This is a genomic window from Nocardia sp. NPDC004123, from assembly GCF_053603795.1.
In genome coordinates, this window is the sequence record NZ_JBSGGG010000005.1 from 158,297 (window position 1) to 177,591 (window position 19,295).

Genomic DNA, 19,295 nt, shown 5'->3' on the forward strand with positions numbered 1-19,295 from the left:
ACAAACGTGGAAACCAGGACGGTCGCACCCCCGAGCAGCGTGCACACCGGCGTCGACGGCGTGGTCGTCGAAGACGTCGAGAAATCCTTCGGCGCGGTCCGGGCGCTGCGCGGCATCACCTTCAAGGCCGCGCCCGGCGAGATACTCGGCATCCTCGGACCCAATGGCGCGGGCAAGACCACCACGGTCAATATCCTGTCCACCCTGATCGCCCCCGACAGCGGGCGCGCCCTGGTCGCCGGGCACGACGTCGTCACCGACGCCGCCGCGGTCCGCCGATCCATCATGCTGACCGGGCAGTTCGCCGCCCTCGACGACGCCCTGTCCGGGTACGAGAACCTCGTCATGTTCGGCCGCCTCATGGGCCTGCGCAAACGCGCCGCCCGCGCCCGCGCCGACGAACTCGTCGAGGAATTCGACCTGGTGCAGGCCGCCGGACGCCGCGTCGGCACCTACTCCGGCGGCATGCGACGGCGCATCGACATCGCCTGCGGACTCGTGGTGCGGCCCGAGGTGGTCTTCCTCGACGAACCCACCACCGGCCTGGATCCGCGCAGCCGGCAGGGCGTCTGGGACCTGGTCGGCGGCTTCCGCAAACACGGCATCACCACCCTGCTCACCACGCAGTACCTCGAAGAGGCCGACGCGCTCTGCGACCGCATCATCGTCATCGACCACGGCCTGGTCATCGCCGACGGCACCGCCGACGAACTCAAGGCCCGCACCGGCGGCAGCTACTGCGAGATCGTGCCGCTGCGCATCGAGGACCTGCCCGCCATCGCCCGCGCCCTCGGCGACCTGCTGCCCGCCGCCAATCGCGAAGCGCTGACCGGGGATTCGGACCGGATCGCCATCCCCGCGCCGGAGGGCGCCAAGACCCTCGCCGAGGCGCTGCGCCGGCTCGACACGGCCGGAATGGAACTCGTCGACATCGCGCTGCGGCGCCCCTCCCTCGACGACGTCTTCCTCGAGCTCACCGGGCACATCGCCAAATCCGAAGAGGCCGAAGATGATTCGCCGTCGGTCCGGTTCCGGACGACGGACGGGGGCTTCAGCGCCGAGGATCGGACCCGGGCATGACCGCCGTCGAGGCCGCACCCGCCGGGTGGCTCACCAACGTCCGCGCCACCCCCGCCACCCTCGCCCAGTGGTGGGTGCTCACGGTGCGGCTCATCGTGCCCTCGGTCAAAACCGGCGAAATCATCACCGCCATCCTGGCACCCATCACCTTCACCGCCAGCTTCTACATCCCGCTCAACCGCGTGATGTCCTTCGCCGGACTGGGATTCAGCAGCTACGCGCAGTTCATGGCGCCGATCGTCATCCTGCAGGCGTGTGCCTTCACCGCGGTCTCCGCCGCCTTCCGCGCCGCCACCGACGCGGTCTCCGGCCTCGACCGGCGCTTCGACGCCATGCCCATGCACCCGCTCGTCCCCGCCGCGGCGCGCATGTCCTCCAATGTGTTCCGGCTGCTCATCGGGCTCGCCTCGGCCGTGGTCAGCACCCACGTGATCGGGTTCCGCTTCGTCGGCGGCACGGTGCACACCCTGGGCTTCCTGGCTCTCGGACTGGCCATCGGCATCGCGTTCTGTCTCGGCGCGGACGCCATCGGCACCGCCACCCACAGCCCCGAGGCCACCACCCAGGTGCTGGTACTGCCGCCGCTCATCCTCGGCATGCTCTCCACCGGTCTCGCCCCCGCCCACCAATTCCCGCACTGGGTCCAGTTCTTCGTCCGCAACCAGCCGGTCTCCCAATTCGCCGAGGGACTGCGCGCGTTCGGCGGCGACACCCTCGGCAAGGCCCACCCGGTGACCTGGTCCCTCATGATGCCGCCGCTGCTGTGGCTCGCGGGCAGCACCGCGCTGGCCTGCTACTTCATCGCCCGGCAGAACCTGAAGAGGTCCTGATATGGCCACCCTCGACCACCCCGAACTCGCCGACACCATCGTCTTCGGCGAAGGCTCGGCCCCAGCTCTGCTGCGGCACACCTGGATTCAGACCCAGCGCTTGCTGCTGCGCTGGGTCCGCGACCCCATCACGCTGCTCGAAACCCTCATCGTGCCGTGCCTGCTGCTGCTCATGCTCGACATCGTGGTGGGCTCACAGATCCAGAAGTTCTCCGGCCACAGCGCCCTCTACGGATCCACCCCCATGGTGACCCTGGTCGGCGCGCTCTCCGGAACCGTGGCCAGCGGCGTCATGCTCGGCCGGGAACGGGAGGCGGGCATCCTGTCCCGCTTCTGGGTGCTGCCGGTGCACCGCGCCTCCGGGCTCGCCGCGCGCATCATCGCCGAGGGCTGCCGCATCTTCGCCGGAACCGTCGTGATCATCTGCTTCGGCACCGCGCTCGGCTTCCGCTTCCGGCAGGGACCGTTGCAGGCCTTCGCCTTCCTGTGGATTCCGGTGCTGTTCGGGCTGGCCTTCGCCACCATGGTCACCGCCATCGCCGTGTTCACCGCCAAGTCCACCCTGGTCGAGGCCGTCGCACTGCTGTCGTCACTGCTCATGTTCTTCAGCACCGGATTCGTACCGCTCCCGGCCTACCCCCAGTGGATTCAGCCCGTGGTCCGCGATCAGCCCATGTCGGTCGCCGTCGACACCATGCGCGCGCTGGCCGAGGGCGGACCGGTGGCGGGCCCGCTGACGCGGACCCTCGCCTGGACCGCCGGCCTGATCATCGTGTTCGCCATCCCCTCCGCCTACGGCTACCGCCGGGCCAGCCGCCGCTGAGATCAATACCCCTATCCGGGAATGTCGGCGCCCAGGCGCGGCTACCTCCCGCAGCTACGGGTCGGCCGATTAAGCTGTCCGCCGTGCTCGAACCCGAAACCACCGTCGCGCCGCACCCCGATATCGCCCACCTGGCCCCGCTGCTGGGCACCTGGCGCGGCCGCGGCCGCGGCGAATACCCGACCATCGAACCGTTCGAGTACCTCGAGGAAGTGCACTTCGGCCACGTCGGCCGCCCCTTCCTCACCTACCGGCAGCGCACCCGCGCCGCCGACGGCAGCCGGCCCATGCACAGCGAGGCCGGATACCTGCGGGCGATCAGCCCCGGCCGCATCGAGCTCATCCTGGCCCATCCCACCGGTATCACCGAGATCTGCGAGGGCAGCCTGGTGACCGAGGACGGCGAGCTGCGCCTGGAACTCGACTCCACCTCGATCGGCCTCAGCAGCACCGCGAAATCGGTGACCGCGCTGGGCCGCACCATCACCGTCACGGGCGACACCCTCGAGTACTCGCTGCGCATGGCCGCAGTCGAGCAACCGCTGACCCATCACCTCGCGGCAACCATGCAGCGGCAAAACTGACAGGGAACTTCGGACTCCAACCCGGCCCGTAACCTGCCGCATCTCCGTCCAACCGGAATGCGGCAGCACACTTGCGGGTTGCCTCGGCATAAGTGACCGATTACCGTTTCTTCCATTGGCAAACAGTCAGCCAACCCTTAATGAGCATCGGATCACCACCGTGTTCGCCGATAGCGGCGAACGTTCGGGTCTCCCAACTCATCCCCAAACAAGGGAGAGGGACATGAAGCGCTCGGCCCTTCTGCTGATCACCACCGCAGGCATGATCCTCGCCGGTGCGGGCGTCACCGAGATCCTCGGCGACGCTTCCAGTGACGGACCACCCGTCCAAGCCCTTGCCGACCAACGCTTCGTGACCGACAACTTCGGCGCGATCCATCCCGTCGCGTGCTCGCGACTCGACACCTACAGCGAGCGCTGACCCCGCCGGGCGGTCGTCCTCAGTAGCCCGGAGGCAGCGCCGCGAGCATGTCCCGCGTCACCACCACCGCATTGTCCGAACTGCCACCGCGCACCAGCAGGGTCGCCCAGGCCAGATCACCGCGGTAGCCGATGAACCACGAGTGCGAACCGCCGTCCACCTCGGCCTCACCGGTCTTCCCGTAGACCTCACCCTGATCCACGATGCGCTCGGCCGTACCGCCGAGCACCACCTTGCGCATCATCAACCGCAACCCGTCGATGATCTCCGGCTTCAACTTCGGCCGATCACCCGACACCTGGGTCGGATGGCCCGCGATCAGATACGGCACAGGCGTCGAACCGTGCGCCACCGTCGCCGCCACCATCGCCATGCCGAACGGGCTGGCCAGCACCTTGCCCTGACCGATGCCGTCCTCGGCGCGCTGCACCGGATCATCGTCGGCCGGCACCGAACCCGACACCGTCGGCAGGCCCGCCATCGTGTAGTCCGGACCCAGCCCCAGCGCGGCCGCGGCCGTGCGCAGATCCTGGCCACCCAGCTCCGAGGCGAGCTTGGCGAACGACGTGTTGCAGGAACGCTCATAGGCGGTCGCCATGGCCACGTTGCCGACGCTGAACAGGTCGTAGTTGGGAATCGTGCGCTCCCCCACCACGATTCGACTCGGGCACGGCACCACGGTGTCCGGGGTGGCGTGGCCGGCGGTCATGGTCGCGGCGGCGGTCACCGTCTTGAAGGTCGAGCCCGGCGGATAGAGGCCGATCGCCGCCACCGGGCCGTCGGCATCGGCCGCCTCGTTCTGGGCGATGGCCAGCACCGCGCCGGTGGACGGTTGCAGCACCACCATCATGGTCTGCTCGGTGCGGGCATCCACCGCGCTCTGGGCGGCGTTCTGGATGTAGCGGTCGACGCTGAGCGAGAACGACGGGGAGGTCTGGGGATCGACCTCCTGCAGCACATCGGTGTCGACGCCATTGGCATTCACGGTCACCACGCTCCAGCCCGCCTTGCCGTCCACCTCGTCGATGACGGTCGTGCGGACCTGGGTCATCAGGTCGGGGGCGAAGTGGCGGTCGGTGGGGACCAGATCGAATTCCTTGCTGAAGGTGACCCCGGACAGCCCCAGCAGCTGCGAATTCACCTCGCCGAACTCCCATTCCGAGAGCAGCGCCGCGGTGTAGGCGCCGTCGGCCTTGCCGGCCGCGCGCAACAGCGAGTCCGGGGTGAGATGCGCGTCGAAGCGATGCAGGGCGTTCGCCAGCGCCGCGGAGACCCTGGTCGGATCGGACGATGCCGACGGTTTGAACAGCACCCGGTACAGCGTGCCCGGCACCATCACGTCACTGCCCGAGCGTTCGTTCACCCGCGCCCGGGGCGCGGGATTCGAACGCAGTTGCAGCGTCTGGGTATTGCCCAGCTGCGGGTGGATGTCGGCGGAGGACCAGCGCACCTGCCACTGCCCGTTGGCGCGGCCCATCTGCAGCTGGCCCTGGTATGTCCAGACGCGGTCCTTGGGCAGATGCCATTCGTAGGTGTAGTCGACGATGGCGGTGTCACCGGTGACGCGGGCGGCGCCGGTGGTGGCCACCAGCTTCTCCGCCTGCAGCTGGTCCCACGCCGAAGCCAGTGCGGCACCGGCCTTTTCGGGCTGGCTGGTGCGGTCGGCCGCCGCCTGCACCTCGTGGTCGGCGAAGGCGGAGACGAAGGCCTCGGCCGCCTGCGCGGGGCCCTGCGGACCCGACGAGCAACCGGCCGCGGCGACGGTGACCGGGAGGGCGACCGCGGCGGCGATCAGCGTGATGAAGACCCGTGTTGACATCGAGTCAGATGCTAGAGCCAACTACTGGCAAACCGGCGCGACACACTGCACCGGAACGGATTTCATGCTCACATCACAGAGTGTGGCTCAATCCAGCAGCACGGTCGCAAAGGTGGCGACCTGACGGAACCCCACCTTGCTGTACGCACGGCGCGCAATTTTGTTGTAGCAGTTGACATATAGGCTGGCCGTGCGCCCGGAGGAGACCACCACATTGGCCACGGCCGCGGTCCCCGCCGTGCCGTAACCCTGGCCGCGCTTGTCCGGATGGACCCATACGCCCTGAATTTGTCCGGTGCGTCGCGACAACGCGCCGACTTCCGCCTTGAAGACGACCTCACCGTCCTCGAATCGTGCCCAGGCCCGGCCGGATTCGATGAGCCCCGACACCCGGCGGCGATAACTGCGCCCGCCGTCGCCCGTGCGCGGATCGATCCCGATCTCCTCGGTGAACATGGCGACCGCCGCGACCAGATACCGGTCGATCTCCTCGGGCCGCACCCGGCGCACCCGCAAATCCGGCGCAATATTCGCGGGCCGTTCCAGCGCGAGCAGCGGCTGATCCTCGCGCACCTCCCGCGGCGTCCCCCAGTGCTCGGCCAGCAACTCCCACAGCGGCAGAGCCAGCTCACGCCGCCCCACCACCGACGAGCACAGGCGCGGGCCCTTGATCGCACGCTCCGCGAAGGCCTTCATATCGTCGCGACCACCGCGCAGCGGAACCAGATTCGCGCCCGAGAAACACAGCGACTCCGCCGGCCCACCCCGGGTCCACAGTTCGCCGTACACCCCGCGCGGGTCCAGCCCGTACTCCTGCAGGCGCGCGGCGACCATACAGGTCGCCACCGGATCGGTGTCGAGCACACGCAAGACCTGCGTCAGATCGCGGTTCGCGAGCTGACGGGTCCCGGACGTCCGGCCCCTGCGAGTCGGCTCCAGCACACTCCGCACGCTCACAGCCTGCCAGAACTTCCCGCCCCGCGCCGCACGATTGTCCCCAACCGCCCACCCATCAGGCAAAAGCCCCAACCCCCAACCCAATCCAACCCCTCGGTACGACATCCGCCCCACATCACTCCGGAACGCGGCGGCCGGTACGGGTCCCGGGCCGAGGCGCGAACGACGAACGGCCCGGGCGGCAGCGGCGGTGATGCCGATGCGGACCGGGCCGGGTTGGGGTATGGCTAGCCGGCGGTGACGACCGGAGCGCCGGATTCGGTGGTGTCGCCCATTTCCTCGGCGAGGCGCATGGCCTCCTCGATGAGGGTCTCGACGATGAGGTGCTCGGGGACGGTCTTGATGACCTCGCCCTTGACGAAGATCTGGCCCTTGCCGTTGCCGGAGGCAACGCCGAGGTCGGCCTCGCGGGCCTCACCGGGGCCGTTCACGACGCAGCCCATGACGGCCACGCGGAGGGGGACCTCCATGCCTTCGAGACCCGCGGTGACCTGGTCGGCGAGGGTGTAGACGTCGACCTGGGCGCGGCCGCACGACGGGCAGGAGACGATCTCCAGCTTGCGGGGGCGCAGGTTGAGGGACTGGAGGATCTGGGTGCCGACCTTGATCTCCTCGGCGGGCGGGGCAGAGAGGGAGACGCGGATGGTGTCGCCGATGCCCTCGCTCAGCAGGGAGCCGAACGCGACGGCCGACTTGATGGTGCCCTGAAAAGCCGGGCCGGCCTCGGTCACACCCAGGTGCAGCGGGTAGTCGCACTGCGCGGCGAGCTGGCGGTAGGCCTCGACCATGATCACCGGGTCGTTGTGCTTGACCGAGATCTTGATATTGCCGAAGCCGTGCTCCTCGAACAGGCCCGCCTCCCACAGCGCGGACTCGACCAGCGCCTCGGGGGTGGCCTTGCCGTACTTCTCCAGCATCCGCTTGTCCAGGGAGCCGGCGTTGACGCCGATGCGGATCGGAATGCCCGCGTCACCGGCCGCCTTGGCGACCTCCTTGACGCGGCCGTCGAACTCCTTGATGTTGCCCGGGTTGACGCGCACCGCGGCACAGCCCGCGTCGATGGCGGCGAAGATGTAGCGCGGCTGGAAGTGGATGTCGGCGATCACCGGGATCTGCGACTTGCGGGCGATGGTCGCCAGCGCGTCCGCATCCTCCTGACGCGGGCAGGCCACACGCACGATGTCGCAGCCGGACGCGGTCAGCTCCGCGATCTGCTGCAGGGTGGCGTTGACGTCATGGGTCTTGGTGGTGGTCATCGACTGGACCGAGACGGGGAACTCACTCCCCACTCCGACATTGCCCACCATCAGCTGGCGCGTCTTGCGCCGTGGTGCGAGGACGGCCGCCGGTGCGGCCGGCATCCCCAAAGCGATGGCACTGCTCACGATCGGCTGCCTACTTTCGACTAAGTCCTCACCCTTACCGGCTCCGAGCTTACCGAGACTCGAATACCGGTCGCCCTGTGACGGCGGCGACAAGGGTACCCGCGCCGGCTGCAGGACTCGGAATCGCCCCGGGGCCTACGGTTCATATTCGTTGCAATCGACGCGAAGGTTTACGCTCCGAAAAGTGAAGGTAGCGAATCCAGATCCGTGGCCGGCGACACCGGAAGAGGCAGTGGCACTGCAAGATCGGCTGCGCGCCCGGGTGATCGCCGCCAACCCCCGGCCCCCGGAATTCCGGACGATCGCGGGGCTTGACTCGGCCTATGACGACGACGGCAATGTGGCGGCCGCCATTGTGGTGCTGGACGCCACCACGCTCGAGACCGTCGAGACCGCCACCGCGCGCGGCACCACCGATTTCCCGTACGTGCCGGGCCTGCTCGCCTTCCGGGAGCTCCCCACCACCCTGGCGGCACTCGAAAACCTCACCGTCACACCGGATCTGCTCGTCTGCGATTCCCAGGGCCTGGCCCACCCGCGACGCTTCGGCTTCGCCTGCCACCTCGGCCTCCTGACCGGCGTGCCGACCATCGGAGTCGCCAAGAACGCCTGGGGCGACTTCGAGGAGCCCGCCCCCGAGCGCGGCGCCTCCACCGTCATCACCATCGACGGCGACCCGGTCGGCCGCGCCCTCCGCACCCGCACCAAGGTCAAACCGGTCTACGTCTCGGTCGGCCACCTGATCGACCTGGAAACGGCCTGCGCACAGGTCCTGGCCCTGACCCCGGAGTACCGTCAGCCCGAAACCACCCGCCGGGCGGATCGGCTCTGCCGCACCCTGCTGCGCGAGATCGCCATCGAATCCGCAAGCGCGCCAACGACTATGGGAACAGTTTCACCGGATTGACGATGTCGGCGACCAGGGTGAGGATCATGTAGGCGCCGCCCATGACGACTACGACGTAGGTTGCGGGGAGCAGCTTCAGGTAGTCGACCGGGGCGCCGTCGGGGAGGCCCTTGCGGTTGCGGAAGAGGTTGCGGAGCTTTTCGTAGATGACGACGGCCATGTGGCCGCCGTCGAGGGGGAGCAGCGGGAGCAGGTTGAAGGCGCCGAGGAAGAAGTTCAGGCTGGCCAGGGTCAGGACGAACATCGACCAGAGGCCATGCTCGGCGGTCTCGCCGCCGATCTTGGAGGCGCCGTAGACACTGACGGGGGTCTCCGGGTCGCGGGTGCCGCCGGTGACGGCGTGCCACAGGTCGACGACCTTGGAGGGCATCTGGGCCAGGGATTCGACGGTGCGCACCGCGATCTGGCCGGTGAACGCGCCCGATGCGGGAATCGCGCTGAGGATGTTGTGCTGGACCGGCGCGTAGTAGTCCTGGCCGACGCCGACCTTGGCGACGGTCTTCGGGGTGCCGTTCTTGTCGGTGTAGACCGTTGCCATCTGCGGGGTGACCTGGATCGGCAGCGTCTTGCCGTCGCGCTCGACGGTGTATTCGAAGGTGCCGGTCTGCTTCTCGGTCTGGGTGCGGAAGTCGTTCCAGGTCTTGATCGGGACGCCGGCGACCGCGGTCACCCGGTCGCCGCGCTGCAGACCCGCGAGCTGGGCCGGGCCCTGCCCGGTGCAGGGCAGCAGCGACTGGTCGGGAGCCATGTTGGCCACACAGCTCATCGCCCCGAGCTGGGTGGCCGGCGGCTGATCGAAACGCGGCAGCCCCCACCCCACCGCGAGCAGCACGATGAGCAGGTAGCCGATGAGGAAGTTCATCAGGATGCCGCCGGACATCACCAGCAGCCGCTTCCAGGTGGCCTGCCGGTACATGGCCCGGTCGAGCTCTTCGGGTTCGAGCTCGTCGAGGGCGGTCATGCCCGCGATATCGCAGAACCCGCCCAGCGGCAGCGCCTTGAGACCGTACTCGGTCTCGCCGCGCCGCCAGGAGAAGACCTTGGGCCCGAAACCGATGAAGTAGCGCCGCACCTTCATGCCCGTGGCCTGCGCGGTCCACATATGGCCGCATTCGTGCAGGGCGACCGAGGCCGTGATCCCGAGGGCGAACAGTACGAAGCCGATCGCGTAGACCATCCGGTTCCGAGCCCTCCTGCTGTCAGCCGCGCACGATCGTGCGTGCGGTGTCGCGCGCCCACGTATCGGCCGCGAGCACCTCGTCCAAGCTACCGGGTTCGGCGCTCCAACGGTCGGCGGACTCGACGACGCGCGCGACGGTGCGCACGATGTCGGGGAATCGGATGAGTCCGTCGAGGAATGCCTGCACGGCGATCTCGTTGGCGGCGTTGTAGACCGCGGTCACGCATCCGCCGGCCTTACCGGCCCGGCGGGCCAGCTCGACGGCCGGGAAGACCGTGTTGTCGACCGGCTCGAAAGTCCAGGTGGAGGCGGTGGAGAAGTCGCACGCGGCGGCCGCGCCGGGAACGCGGTCCGGCCAGCCCAGGGCGAGCGCGATGGGCAGCTTCATATCGGGCGGGCTGGCCTGGGCCAGGGTCGAGCCGTCGGTGAAGGTGACCATGGAGTGCACGATGGACTGCGGGTGCACGGTGACGTCGATGCGGTCGTAGTCGATGCCGAACAGCAGGTGCGTCTCGATCAGCTCGAGGCCCTTGTTCACCAGCGACGCCGAGTTCAGCGTGTTCATCGGCCCCATGGACCAGGTCGGATGGGTCTTGGCCTCGGCCGGATTCACCGATTCCAGCATCTCGGTGGTCCAGCCGCGGAAGGGTCCGCCGGAGGCGGTGAGCACCAGTTTGGCGACCTCGCCCGCGGTGCCGCCGCGCAGGCACTGGGCCAGCGCCGAATGTTCGGAGTCCACGGGCACGATCTGTCCCGGCTTGGCCGCCCGGGTCACCAGCGAGCCGCCCGCCACCAGAGACTCCTTGTTGGCCAGGGCGAGTCGCCGCCCCGATTCCAGCGTGGCGAGGGTGGGCTCCAGGCCGAGCGAGCCGACCAGCGCGTTGAGCACCACGTCCGCGTCGGTGCGCCGGACCAGCTCGGTCACGGCGTCCGGACCCGACAGCGCCACACCGAGTTTCGCGGCCGCCGCCTGATCGGCCACCGCCACGTTGCCGGTCCCGGTGGCCGCGATCTGCTGGGCCAGCAGGTCCGCATTGCCCCCGCGCGCCGCGAGACCCACCACTTCGAAGCGGTCGGGGTTGGCCGCGATCACCTCCAGTGCCTGCGTACCAATCGAACCGGTGCTGCCCAGCAGCAGAACTCTCACAACGTCGGACACGGATCCATTGTCCCCTGCCCCCTGCTCGCTACGACGCTGGGTCGTATGTCACGATATTGGCCAGCAATCGATTCGAGCCGTAAAGGAGCCACAGTGGCCGCCACGGAACTGGAACCCGCGCACCCCTCTGAGGTTGTCACCAAGGTCGACACCGCCGAGGTTCCGTCCGCCGCGTGGGGCTGGAGCGGCGAGTCGCGCCGTACCGCTCGCGCCGCCGGCTGGGTCGTCGTCGTGATCCTGCTGGCCATGCTGTTCGAGAACCAGCAGGGCAGCTCCTCGGGCACCGGCAATGTCGGTTACATCTTCCTGGTGCTGTTCGCAGCCGGTCTCGCCTTCGTGCTGATCCGCGACTCCATCGTGTCGCGCCGCCCGCGCTAGTTCGATACGAAATCCCTTGCCCCACGGACATGTCCGTGGGGCATTCGGGTTTTGCCGGACCCTTCCGGCAGCACCGCCAACGAATTCGGGCCGGATCGCCCCCAAGCGATCCGGCCCGAATTCTGTTGTCACGCAATGCCTCCTGCACCGGCACTGCTGCTCGCCGCGGCGGGCGCGCCGCCCGCCGCGGCCCGGCCGGACCGTGGTGGTCCCGGTCCGGCAGTCGTTCAGCGGCTAGCTGGCCGGGGTGGAGTCCGGTGCGTTCAGGCGGTTGAACAGGCCGATGCCGACCGCGATGGCGGCGGGCCCGCCGACACCGATCAGACCGGCCGCGGCGCCCAGCGGGATGCCGATCGCGGCGCCGGCGACACAGCCCGCGATGCCGGTCGGAACCGACATGATCACGACACCGGCGATGGCGCCGCCCAGCGCGCCGATGGCGCAGCCGGCCACGCCGCCGACGAGGGTGCCCAGCAGGGTGCCCATGGAGCTGGCGATGCCGAACTGGTTGACCGCGGCGCCGAACGCGGCGTCCTGGTCGGCCTGGCTGGCGACGTCCTTGACCACGGGGGCCGGCAGGGCCGGGGCCGGGAAGTCGGCGGCCGGGTCCATGTTCGGGGTGAAGGTGGCGGTGTTGCCGTCGATCTTGGCGGCGACCGGGTGGGCGACGTCACCGGTGATGATATTGAGCGGGAACTGGGTGACCAGGCCGCCGTTGTTGTCACGCACCTGGAACTGGCCGTCCTGGGTGGTCAGCGAGCCCGCGTCGGTCTTCAGCACCACCGAAGCGCCGTCGATCTTGGTGTCCCAGTGGATCCCGGGATCGGCGGCGGCCGCGGGATCGGCATAGGCGGTCCCGGCGGAGATGCCGAGGGCCGCGATGGCCAGGGCCGAGGTGGCGGCAAACTTCGTGTAACGCATACTTCTCGTCGCTTTCTTGAACGGGCGCTTCCCTCCTGGGAGCGAGGTCCTCATCGAGCACCCGGATCAAGATAAGTCAGCAAATGTTGCCTACTTGTTGCCAAACCGTAGCGAAGACACTCCTTAAAGTATGTTTTGCGTAAAGACAGCGTTCGCTGAGTCTTTTACAAGTGACCCAGGCAACCTTTCGGCGCATAAAGAGGCCCGCCTCACACGCCCATCGGGGGCGTCGGGGCGGGCCTTTCTGCGTGAGCCGACCACTACTGGTTCGCCGGATCACGTGTATCGATAGCCGATATCACCGACTCCAAACATGGTGAGCCAGGTCACTTTTCAGTGGATCAGCGGCGGAAGCGCTCGCGCAGCTGCGGGTCGTTCTCCCACCACAGTCCGGTGGACACCGGCTCGTCGTCGGCCTCCGTGCCCCGGGTCGCGGTGCGCGATACCGCCTTCCGGCGCGGCCGCGCCGCCTCGGCGGCATCCAGCTCGGCATCGATCTCCCCGGCCCGGCGCTTCTCGTCGGCGGCGAAGGCCCGCATGACGACCAGCGAGTAGATCAGCCCGAGGAGATCGCCGAGCAGCCACAGGATGCCCGCGCCGATGGTCTGGTCCAGGCGCGCGTCCGGACCCCAGGTGCGGCCGAGCGAACCGTAGTAGCCGGCGGCGACCAGCGGCCCCAGCCACAGCACGATGCCGAGGATGCCGTCGGCCAGGGACTCCGCGATGGTGATCAGCAGCGACAGCCCCTGCGTGAAGTGCTTGGGCACCGGATCGATCTGCAGGCGCGAGTAGAAGTACAGGAACCCGATGGCCACCACGATGATTCGGGTGACCGCGTCGACGCCCCCGTGCCGCAGCACCGACTCGTACCAGGGCGAGAGGAACAACGCCCAGGGCAGCAGCAGGATCAGCATCGAGGCGGTGGCCGGGTGGGTGAGCAGCCGGGCGACACTGCCGGAGAGCATGGCGTCCAGGCGTTTCCGGCCCGCCGGGCCCAGCGCCGCGCGCAGCACGGTGAACGGCGCACCGGCCGCGAGCGCGAAGGGCACCAGGTAGAGCAGCAGGAGCACCTGCAGCGCGCGCACCCAGAACAGGGTGTCGGAGTAGACGCCGATCATGCCGACGCCGGTGTACAGCCACACTCCCAGTCCGGCCAGCCCGAAGTAGAGGGCCCGGCTCACCGGAAGCTGTTCGCCGCGCTGTCTTCCCTTGAGGAAGCAGGCCGCGTACGCGAGTCCCAGGAGCGCGATGACCAGCACGGTCGAGGTGTCCCACCGCCAGGAGCTCACCAAACTGCTCACCTGCAGCGGTGTTCGGGTCTGTAGCACGGGACCCAGTATGCGCCGTGCCGCCGCGGGGGACGGCACGGCTCCCAGGAAGGCGTTGCGCGGCTAGCGGGAGACCAGGCGGCGGTAGGTCACGGTGTCGAATTCGCGCCCGTGCTCGTCGACCGCGACGACGTCCATCTCGCTGGAGAACACACCGGGCCGCACATCCACGCGAATGAACGAGTAGCGGCTGAACCGCACCCGCGACCAGGCGACGGCCTCCTTGCCCTCCTTGCCGTCGGAGCCCCACAGGGTGCTCTCCGGCACGAAGGTGTCGGGCTGCTCGTTGCCGCGGTAGGTGTCGCCCGCGGCGAAGGTGCCGTGCGCCGCGCCGCCGCCGCCGACCACGTAGTAGACGGTGCCGTCGGTGTCGGGGTAGACGATCGAGTTGTCGGGTGCGACCTTGGTCGGCCGCCCGCCGCGCATCGGGTCGGTGCGCTCGAAGTTGTGATTGTGGCCCTGCAGCACCAGATCGACCCGGTACTTGTCGAACAGGTCGGCCCAGGCCCCGCGCACGCCGCCGTCGCTGGCGCCGCCGATGCCGGTGGCGTAGGCGCACTCGTGGAAGAAGCAGACGATGAAGTCGATGCTCGGGTTCGCGCGGTAGCCGGCCAGGGTGGATTCCACCCAACTGTTCTGTGCGCCACCGGAATAGCCGAGATTGGCGCGGACCTGCCAGCTCACCTCGTTGGCATCCAGCGACAGCACCGCCACATTGCCGTAGGTGAAGGAGTACACCGACGGGCAGCCCGTGGGCCCGTTGTCCGGAAAGTCCATGCGCGCCATCAGGCCGCCGTAGCCGTGATTGCCGTAGACGGCTTCCATGTCGTGGTTGCCGGTGGCGAACATCCAGGGCACGTGGCCCGCGCTGCTCTCGATGGCCTGCAGGTAGGTGTCCCACACGAACGGGTTGTAGGCGTCGATGGCGTCGGTGTCGGCTTTGCCATTGGGCACGAACCAGTCCGGGCCGCCGCCGTGGGAGGTGTCGGCGTAGCAGATGTCGCCGGCCAGAATGTGGAATTCCGGGTTGCTGGCGACGATCTGGCGCTGGATGTTCTCGGCATTGCGGGAGCTGGGGGCGTCACCCTCGCCGTACCTGTTGCGGTACGCGCCCGCCGGCATGCCCGCGGGCAGTGCCGGGGTGTCGTCGACGCCCTGGTCGCCCATCATGGTGAAGCGGAACGGCAGCAGCGCGGCGCGTGAGCTCGGCATGGCGGTGTTCGCGGAGAGCACGTCGCTGCTGTAGCCATCGGCGGTGCGCCAGCGGTAGAAGTGCGGCAGGCGGCCGGGCAGTCCGTCGACGGGGGCGTGGACGTAGAACTGTTCGGCCGACAGCACTCCCCCGTCGGTGCGCGGGAGCTGGGTGACCAGGTTGCGGACCTCGGCCTCGAGGGTGCCGCCGAGGGTGGGGGTCGGGCCGTGGTCGAGGAAGACCTTGGTGGCGCCCGGGTTTCGCGACAGCTGGGCCGAGAAGCGCAGTTGGCTGGCCGCGTCCGTGCCGTACCCGACGCGGCGGCCGCCGACGGTCAGCGGGGCATCGTCGGCGTAGGCGACGCCGCGGCCGCCGAAGGCGGAGCCGAGTCCGGCGGCCATGGCCGCGGCGGCGCTGCCTCGCAGGAAGGTACGCCGGCTCACGCGATGCCGTTTCAAATACGAACGGTGCCAGTCGTATTGCTCGTCCATCGTCATCTGCGCGGCGAGCTGTGCCGGAATGCCCGTGCGGGGCACCGTGCCTAGAGGATTCAGCATCGAGAAAACCTTGTCACCGTGAGTCCGTTTGCGCGGTCATCAAAACGCCGCAAGCTTACGGACTCGCGACATGGCGGTGAACACAGGACGATTCGCGCGGCGAGCCGCCGGAATCAGGCGGGCAGCGCGATGTGCGGGTCGGTCGAGCGGTACGGCTCGGCGCGCGGGCCGGTGGCGAATCCGCGCAGCACGGTGGCGACGGCATGGTCGATGGCCGCCTCGCGATGGGCGGGCTCGGCGTCGGCCAGCGGGCCGTCGATGATCAGGCTCGCCAGTCCGTGTACGGCCGCCCATGCGGTGAACTCCGCGCCGGGACGCTGACGCGGATCCATGAATCCCGTCGCGACCAGGGCGTCGATTCCGGTCCCGATGAGCTGGAAGATGGGATCCTCGAGCACCTCTTTGTTCACGTCGACATCGCTGCCGCAGAACGCGGTCCGGAACAGCCCGCGCTCCCGCTCGGCGTACTCGATGTAGGCGCGCCCGGCGGTGGCCAGCCGGGCGATCGCGGTCGCGGTCGGATCAGCTTGCGCCGGAACGTTTTTCATCGCGCCGTCGAGGGCCTCGAACAGGGCTTCCTCGGCCTGCTCGCGCACCGCGGCGAGCAGTTCCTCGTGACCGTTGAAGTGGCGGTAGGCCGCGGTGGCGGTGACGCCGACCGCCCGGGCGGCGGCGCGGACGGTGACCGCGGTGGGCCCGCCGATCTCGGCGAGCTGCGCGGAGGCGCTCACCAGGGCATTGCGCAGGTCCCCGTGGTGGTAGGGACCCTCGCGTGCGGGCTTCTTCGCCACATCGTCGGTGATGTCCACGACATTGATGTTGACACCTGTACAGATCACGAGGCAAGTTAACACCCATAAAGTTCACGCCCGTCAACATCAACTCGCACGCCTCCGAGAGGAATCACCGATGAGCGCTTTACTGGGCCGGATCGGCGACTTCGCCTTCCGGCGCCGTGGCCTGGTCGTCTCGATCTGGGCCATCCTGCTGATCGCCGTCGTCGGCGGTGCCGCGCTCGCGGGCGGCCGCCTCGACGACCGCTTCACCGTGCCCGGGGCCGAGTCCCAGCGGACGCTGGACACCCTGTCCGAGACCGCGCCCGACGCGGCGGGAGCCAACGCGCAACTGGTCTTCACCGCGCCCGAGGGACACCTCATCACCGAGGCGCCCTATCGCACGGCGATCCAGCACACCCTCGAGGTCGCCGGAACCGCGCCGGGAGCGATCGGGGTGACCACGCCCCAGCAGGGGGGAGCCGTCTCGCCGGACCAGCGCACCGCGATCGGTGTCGTGCACTTCGACGGCGACCGGTCCAAGGTGACCAGCGCCGCCCGGGACGCGGTCGAACGGTCGGGCGAGACCGCGCGCGAGGCCGGGCTGGACGTGTCGGTCGGCGGCTCCGCGTACGGGGCCGGGCAAATGCAGCCGGGCGTCACCGAGATCCTCGGACTCGGGGTGGCGGTGCTGGTCCTGCTGATCACGTTCGGTTCGCTGATGGCGGCCGGAATGCCGATCCTGTCAGCGGTTTTCGGCATCGCGGTCACGGTGGGCGGGCTGTCCGCCCTGAGCGCGGCGGTGCCGGTGTCGTCGACCGCGCTGACGCTGGCGCTCATGCTGGGCCTGGCGGTCGGGATCGACTACGCGCTGTTCATCCTGTCCCGGCACCGGTCCCAGCTGGCCGCCGGGCTGACGCCCCGGGAATCGGCGCGGCGGGCCAATGAGACCGCCGGCAGCGCAGTCGTTTTCGCGGGTACGACGGTGGTCATCGCGCTGGCCGCGCTGAGCGTGATCGGCATTCCGTTCCTGACCGTCATGGGGCTGGCCGCCTCCGGCGCGGTGCTGATCGCGGTGGCGGTGGCGCTCACACTGCTGCCCGCGCTGGCCGGATTCGCCGGCGCCCGGCTGACGCCGCGGGCGGGCTCGCGCGCCCACCGGCGGGCCACCGCCACCGGAGCCGACAGCATGGGCGCGCGCTGGGCACGGCTGGTCACCGCGCGGCCGCTCGTTACCGTGGTGGCCGTGGCCGGGGCGCTGATCCTGCTGGCCCTGCCCGCCGCCTCGCTGCGAATGGCTCTGCCCGACAATGGTTCCGCCGCCGCGGCGACGGGTCAGCGGCAGGCCTACGACACCATTGCCGAGAAGTTCGGTCCCGGCTTCAACGGCCCGCTGGTGGTGGTCGTGGACGCGCCGAACGGCGACACCCGCGCTGCCGCGACGGTCGCCGACACGGTGCGCGGACTGCCCGACGTCACGTATGTCGCACCGCCGCAGCCGACCCAGCGGGCAGGCCAGTCGCTGATCATGGTGATTCCGGCCAGCGCGCCGGAGTCGCGGCAGACCACCGATCTGGTCCACGCCATCCGCGATCGGGCGCCCGGCGCGGTCCCCGGGGCCGAGGTGGCCGTCACCGGCGATACCGCGGTCACCATCGATGTCTCGCAACGGCTTTCCGCGTCCCTGGTGCCGTTCCTGGGCATCGTGGTCGGCCTGAGCCTGGTGCTGCTGGTCCTGGTGTTCCGGTCGATCGCGGTACCGATGAAGGCGGCAGTCACCTTCCTGCTGTCGGTCGCGGCGGCGCTGGGCACCACGGTCGCGGTCTTCCAATGGGGTTGGGCCGCGGACCTGTTCGGCGTCTCGAAGGTCGGGCCGGTGGTGAGCTTCCTGCCGATCATCCTGGTGGGCGTGCTGTTCGGGCTGGCCATGGACTACCAGGTGTTCCTGGTGTCCGGGATTCGCGAACAGTGGCTGCACCGCCGCGACGCCGGGGCGTCGATCATCGAGGGCACCCGCCACAACGCCCGGGTGGTGACGGCCGCGGCGACGATCATGGTGGCGGTCTTCGCCTCCTTCGTCCCCACCGACGACGCCATGATCAAGCCGATCGCCTTCGCCCTGGCGGTGGGTGTGCTGGTGGACGCGTTCGCGGTCCGGCTGACGCTGGTCCCCGCGGTGCTGGCCCTGCTCGGCCGCCGGGCGTGGTGGCTGCCCCGCCGCCTGGATCGGGTGCTGCCGACGCTGAATATCGAAGGGCCGCAGGAGGACAGCGAGCCGGAGCCGCAGCGCGAACTGGCCGCGGTCTGAGCCGGGTGACGCCCGAAACCGATTGGGCTCAATCGGTTTCGGGCGTCATCAGTCCCTGGTGGGTCGCCTCGTACTCGGTCTCGAAGGCCCGCTCGCGGCGACGTTCGCGCAACTTCCACCCGATCAGCGCGAGCACGATGATGGCGACGACACCGATGGCCAGGTCCCGGCCGACCGTCTTGGCCACCGCCTCGTAGGACTGCCCGGCCACGAAGCCGAGCACCACGAACGTGGTGCCCCAGACGATTCCGCCGGCGGCATTGAACAGCAGGAAGCGCCGGTAGGGCATGCGCGAGGTGCCCGCCAGCGCGGGCATCATGGCCCGGAAGAACGCGGTGAACCGGCCGAGGAACACCGCCCAGCCGCCGCGCCGGGCCAGATAGTCCTGGGCGCGGTCGAGGCGGCCGCGATGCCGATCCAGCATCGAGGCCTGCAGCAGCCGCGGGCCCACGTGCTTGCCGACCTCGTAGCCGACGCTGTCGCCGAGGATGGCGGCGGCCACCACCAGCAGGATCATCAGCCACAGCAGCACATGTCCCTGGCTGGCGGCCACACCGCCGAGCACCGCCGCCGTCTCACCGGGGATCACGAAGCCGACGAAGATCGCGTCCTCGGCGAACACCAGCAGGGTGACGACCAGGTACACCCAGATCGGCGCGATATCCAATATCCGGTGCAGCAGCGAATTCATGT

The 19,295-nt window shown here is 69.2% G+C and carries 18 protein-coding genes; 8 read left to right on the forward strand and 10 right to left on the reverse strand.

Annotated elements, in window-relative coordinates; all coding sequences use genetic code 11:
- Positions 1–39 precede the first annotated feature (39 nt).
- From ACWEQQ_RS08865 to ACWEQQ_RS08885, 5 genes are all read left to right on the forward strand, one after another.
- Positions 40–1,080, forward strand: a complete 1,041-nt coding sequence (locus tag ACWEQQ_RS08865) for an ATP-binding cassette domain-containing protein (protein WP_452347951.1) — start codon at positions 40–42, stop codon at positions 1,078–1,080.
- Positions 1,077–1,910, forward strand: coding sequence for an antibiotic transporter (locus ACWEQQ_RS08870; protein WP_452347818.1), 834 nt, complete (start codon positions 1,077–1,079; stop codon positions 1,908–1,910). The genes ACWEQQ_RS08865 and ACWEQQ_RS08870 overlap by 4 nt, the downstream gene beginning before the upstream one ends.
- Before the next feature lies 1 nt (position 1,911).
- Positions 1,912–2,733, forward strand: a complete 822-nt coding sequence (locus ACWEQQ_RS08875) for an ABC transporter permease (protein ID WP_452345089.1) — start codon at positions 1,912–1,914, stop codon at positions 2,731–2,733.
- Positions 2,734–2,807: 74 nt separating this feature from the next.
- Complete coding sequence (locus ACWEQQ_RS08880) at positions 2,808–3,317, forward strand: peroxynitrite isomerase (protein ID WP_452347952.1); 510 nt, start codon at positions 2,808–2,810, stop codon at positions 3,315–3,317.
- A 223-nt stretch (positions 3,318–3,540) separates the two neighbouring features.
- On the forward strand, positions 3,541–3,738 hold the full coding sequence (locus ACWEQQ_RS08885; protein WP_379402444.1) for a hypothetical protein: 198 nt from the start codon (positions 3,541–3,543) through the stop codon (positions 3,736–3,738).
- A gap of 19 nt (positions 3,739–3,757) precedes the next feature.
- Here ACWEQQ_RS08885 and ACWEQQ_RS08890 read toward each other — a convergent pair whose 3' ends face one another.
- The 3 genes from ACWEQQ_RS08890 to ispG form a co-directional block, all read right to left on the reverse strand.
- A complete protein-coding gene (locus ACWEQQ_RS08890; protein WP_452345090.1) occupies positions 3,758–5,557 on the reverse strand; it encodes a penicillin-binding transpeptidase domain-containing protein in 1,800 nt (599 codons plus the stop codon).
- Positions 5,558–5,644: 87 nt separating this feature from the next.
- Positions 5,645–6,508: a GNAT family N-acetyltransferase gene (locus ACWEQQ_RS08895; RefSeq protein ID WP_452345091.1), complete on the reverse strand. Its 864-nt coding sequence runs from the start codon at positions 6,506–6,508 to the stop codon at positions 5,645–5,647.
- A 233-nt stretch (positions 6,509–6,741) separates the two neighbouring features.
- Positions 6,742–7,875, reverse strand: a complete 1,134-nt coding sequence (gene ispG / locus ACWEQQ_RS08900; protein WP_379386894.1) for a flavodoxin-dependent (E)-4-hydroxy-3-methylbut-2-enyl-diphosphate synthase — start codon at positions 7,873–7,875, stop codon at positions 6,742–6,744.
- Between the two features lie 256 nt (positions 7,876–8,131).
- Here ispG and ACWEQQ_RS08905 point away from each other — a divergent pair, with 256 nt between their 5' ends.
- Positions 8,132–8,806 carry an endonuclease V gene (locus ACWEQQ_RS08905; RefSeq protein WP_452347819.1) on the forward strand — a complete coding sequence of 225 codons (675 nt, stop codon included), beginning with the start codon at positions 8,132–8,134 and terminating at the stop codon, positions 8,804–8,806.
- On the opposite strand, the gene ACWEQQ_RS08910 is transcribed toward ACWEQQ_RS08905, so the two are convergent.
- Entirely contained in the window at positions 8,781–9,983 is a 1,203-nt protein-coding gene (locus tag ACWEQQ_RS08910) for a M50 family metallopeptidase (RefSeq protein ID WP_452345093.1), read from the reverse strand. The two genes, ACWEQQ_RS08905 and ACWEQQ_RS08910, sit on opposite strands and share 26 nt — an antisense overlap.
- A gap of 22 nt (positions 9,984–10,005) precedes the next feature.
- Positions 10,006–11,145 carry a 1-deoxy-D-xylulose-5-phosphate reductoisomerase gene (dxr, locus tag ACWEQQ_RS08915; RefSeq protein ID WP_452347820.1) on the reverse strand — a complete coding sequence of 380 codons (1,140 nt, stop codon included), beginning with the start codon at positions 11,143–11,145 and terminating at the stop codon, positions 10,006–10,008.
- Between the two features lie 93 nt (positions 11,146–11,238).
- On the opposite strand from dxr, the gene ACWEQQ_RS08920 reads away from it, so the two are divergent.
- Positions 11,239–11,523 carry a DUF2631 domain-containing protein gene (locus tag ACWEQQ_RS08920; RefSeq protein ID WP_379386585.1) on the forward strand — a complete coding sequence of 95 codons (285 nt, stop codon included), beginning with the start codon at positions 11,239–11,241 and terminating at the stop codon, positions 11,521–11,523.
- Positions 11,524–11,757: 234 nt separating this feature from the next.
- Here ACWEQQ_RS08920 and ACWEQQ_RS08925 read toward each other — a convergent pair whose 3' ends face one another.
- From ACWEQQ_RS08925 to ACWEQQ_RS08940, 4 genes are all read right to left on the reverse strand, one after another.
- A complete protein-coding gene (locus ACWEQQ_RS08925) occupies positions 11,758–12,444 on the reverse strand; it encodes a hypothetical protein (protein WP_452347821.1) in 687 nt (228 codons plus the stop codon).
- 341 nt (positions 12,445–12,785) lie between these two features.
- Entirely contained in the window at positions 12,786–13,745 is a 960-nt protein-coding gene (locus ACWEQQ_RS08930) for a cytochrome c oxidase assembly protein (protein ID WP_452347822.1), read from the reverse strand.
- A 90-nt stretch (positions 13,746–13,835) separates the two neighbouring features.
- Positions 13,836–15,521 (reverse strand): metallophosphoesterase, encoded by a 1,686-nt coding sequence (locus ACWEQQ_RS08935; protein ID WP_452347823.1) that lies wholly within the window; start codon positions 15,519–15,521, stop codon positions 13,836–13,838.
- A gap of 113 nt (positions 15,522–15,634) precedes the next feature.
- Positions 15,635–16,360, reverse strand: coding sequence for a TetR/AcrR family transcriptional regulator (locus tag ACWEQQ_RS08940; protein ID WP_452347824.1), 726 nt, complete (start codon positions 16,358–16,360; stop codon positions 15,635–15,637).
- A gap of 70 nt (positions 16,361–16,430) precedes the next feature.
- On the opposite strand from ACWEQQ_RS08940, the gene ACWEQQ_RS08945 reads away from it, so the two are divergent.
- Positions 16,431–18,602, forward strand: coding sequence for an MMPL family transporter (locus tag ACWEQQ_RS08945; protein WP_452347825.1), 2,172 nt, complete (start codon positions 16,431–16,433; stop codon positions 18,600–18,602).
- A gap of 28 nt (positions 18,603–18,630) precedes the next feature.
- Here the strand turns inward: ACWEQQ_RS08945 and ACWEQQ_RS08950 are convergent, their stop codons facing one another.
- On the reverse strand, positions 18,631–19,293 hold the full coding sequence (locus tag ACWEQQ_RS08950; protein ID WP_452344365.1) for a DedA family protein: 663 nt from the start codon (positions 19,291–19,293) through the stop codon (positions 18,631–18,633).
- Positions 19,294–19,295: the final 2 nt, after the last annotated feature.

Bases quoted from the DNA above. Each gene is read 5' to 3' on its own strand.
- ACWEQQ_RS08870 (WP_452347818.1), top strand. From the start codon at position 1,077: ATGACCGCCGTCGAGGCCGCACCCGCCGGGTGGCTCACCAACGTCCGC.
- ACWEQQ_RS08875 (WP_452345089.1), top strand. From the start codon at position 1,912: ATGGCCACCCTCGACCACCCCGAACTCGCCGACACCATCGTCTTCGGC.
- ACWEQQ_RS08885 (WP_379402444.1), top strand. From the start codon at position 3,541: ATGAAGCGCTCGGCCCTTCTGCTGATCACCACCGCAGGCATGATCCTC.
- ACWEQQ_RS08890 (WP_452345090.1), bottom strand. From the start codon at position 5,557: ATGTCAACACGGGTCTTCATCACGCTGATCGCCGCCGCGGTCGCCCTC.
- ispG (WP_379386894.1), bottom strand. From the start codon at position 7,875: ATGCCGGCCGCACCGGCGGCCGTCCTCGCACCACGGCGCAAGACGCGC.
- ACWEQQ_RS08910 (WP_452345093.1), bottom strand. From the start codon at position 9,983: ATGGTCTACGCGATCGGCTTCGTACTGTTCGCCCTCGGGATCACGGCC.
- ACWEQQ_RS08925 (WP_452347821.1), bottom strand. From the start codon at position 12,444: ATGCGTTACACGAAGTTTGCCGCCACCTCGGCCCTGGCCATCGCGGCC.
- ACWEQQ_RS08935 (WP_452347823.1), bottom strand. From the start codon at position 15,521: ATGCTGAATCCTCTAGGCACGGTGCCCCGCACGGGCATTCCGGCACAG.
- ACWEQQ_RS08945 (WP_452347825.1), top strand. From the start codon at position 16,431: ATGAGCGCTTTACTGGGCCGGATCGGCGACTTCGCCTTCCGGCGCCGT.
- ACWEQQ_RS08950 (WP_452344365.1), bottom strand. From the start codon at position 19,293: ATGAATTCGCTGCTGCACCGGATATTGGATATCGCGCCGATCTGGGTG.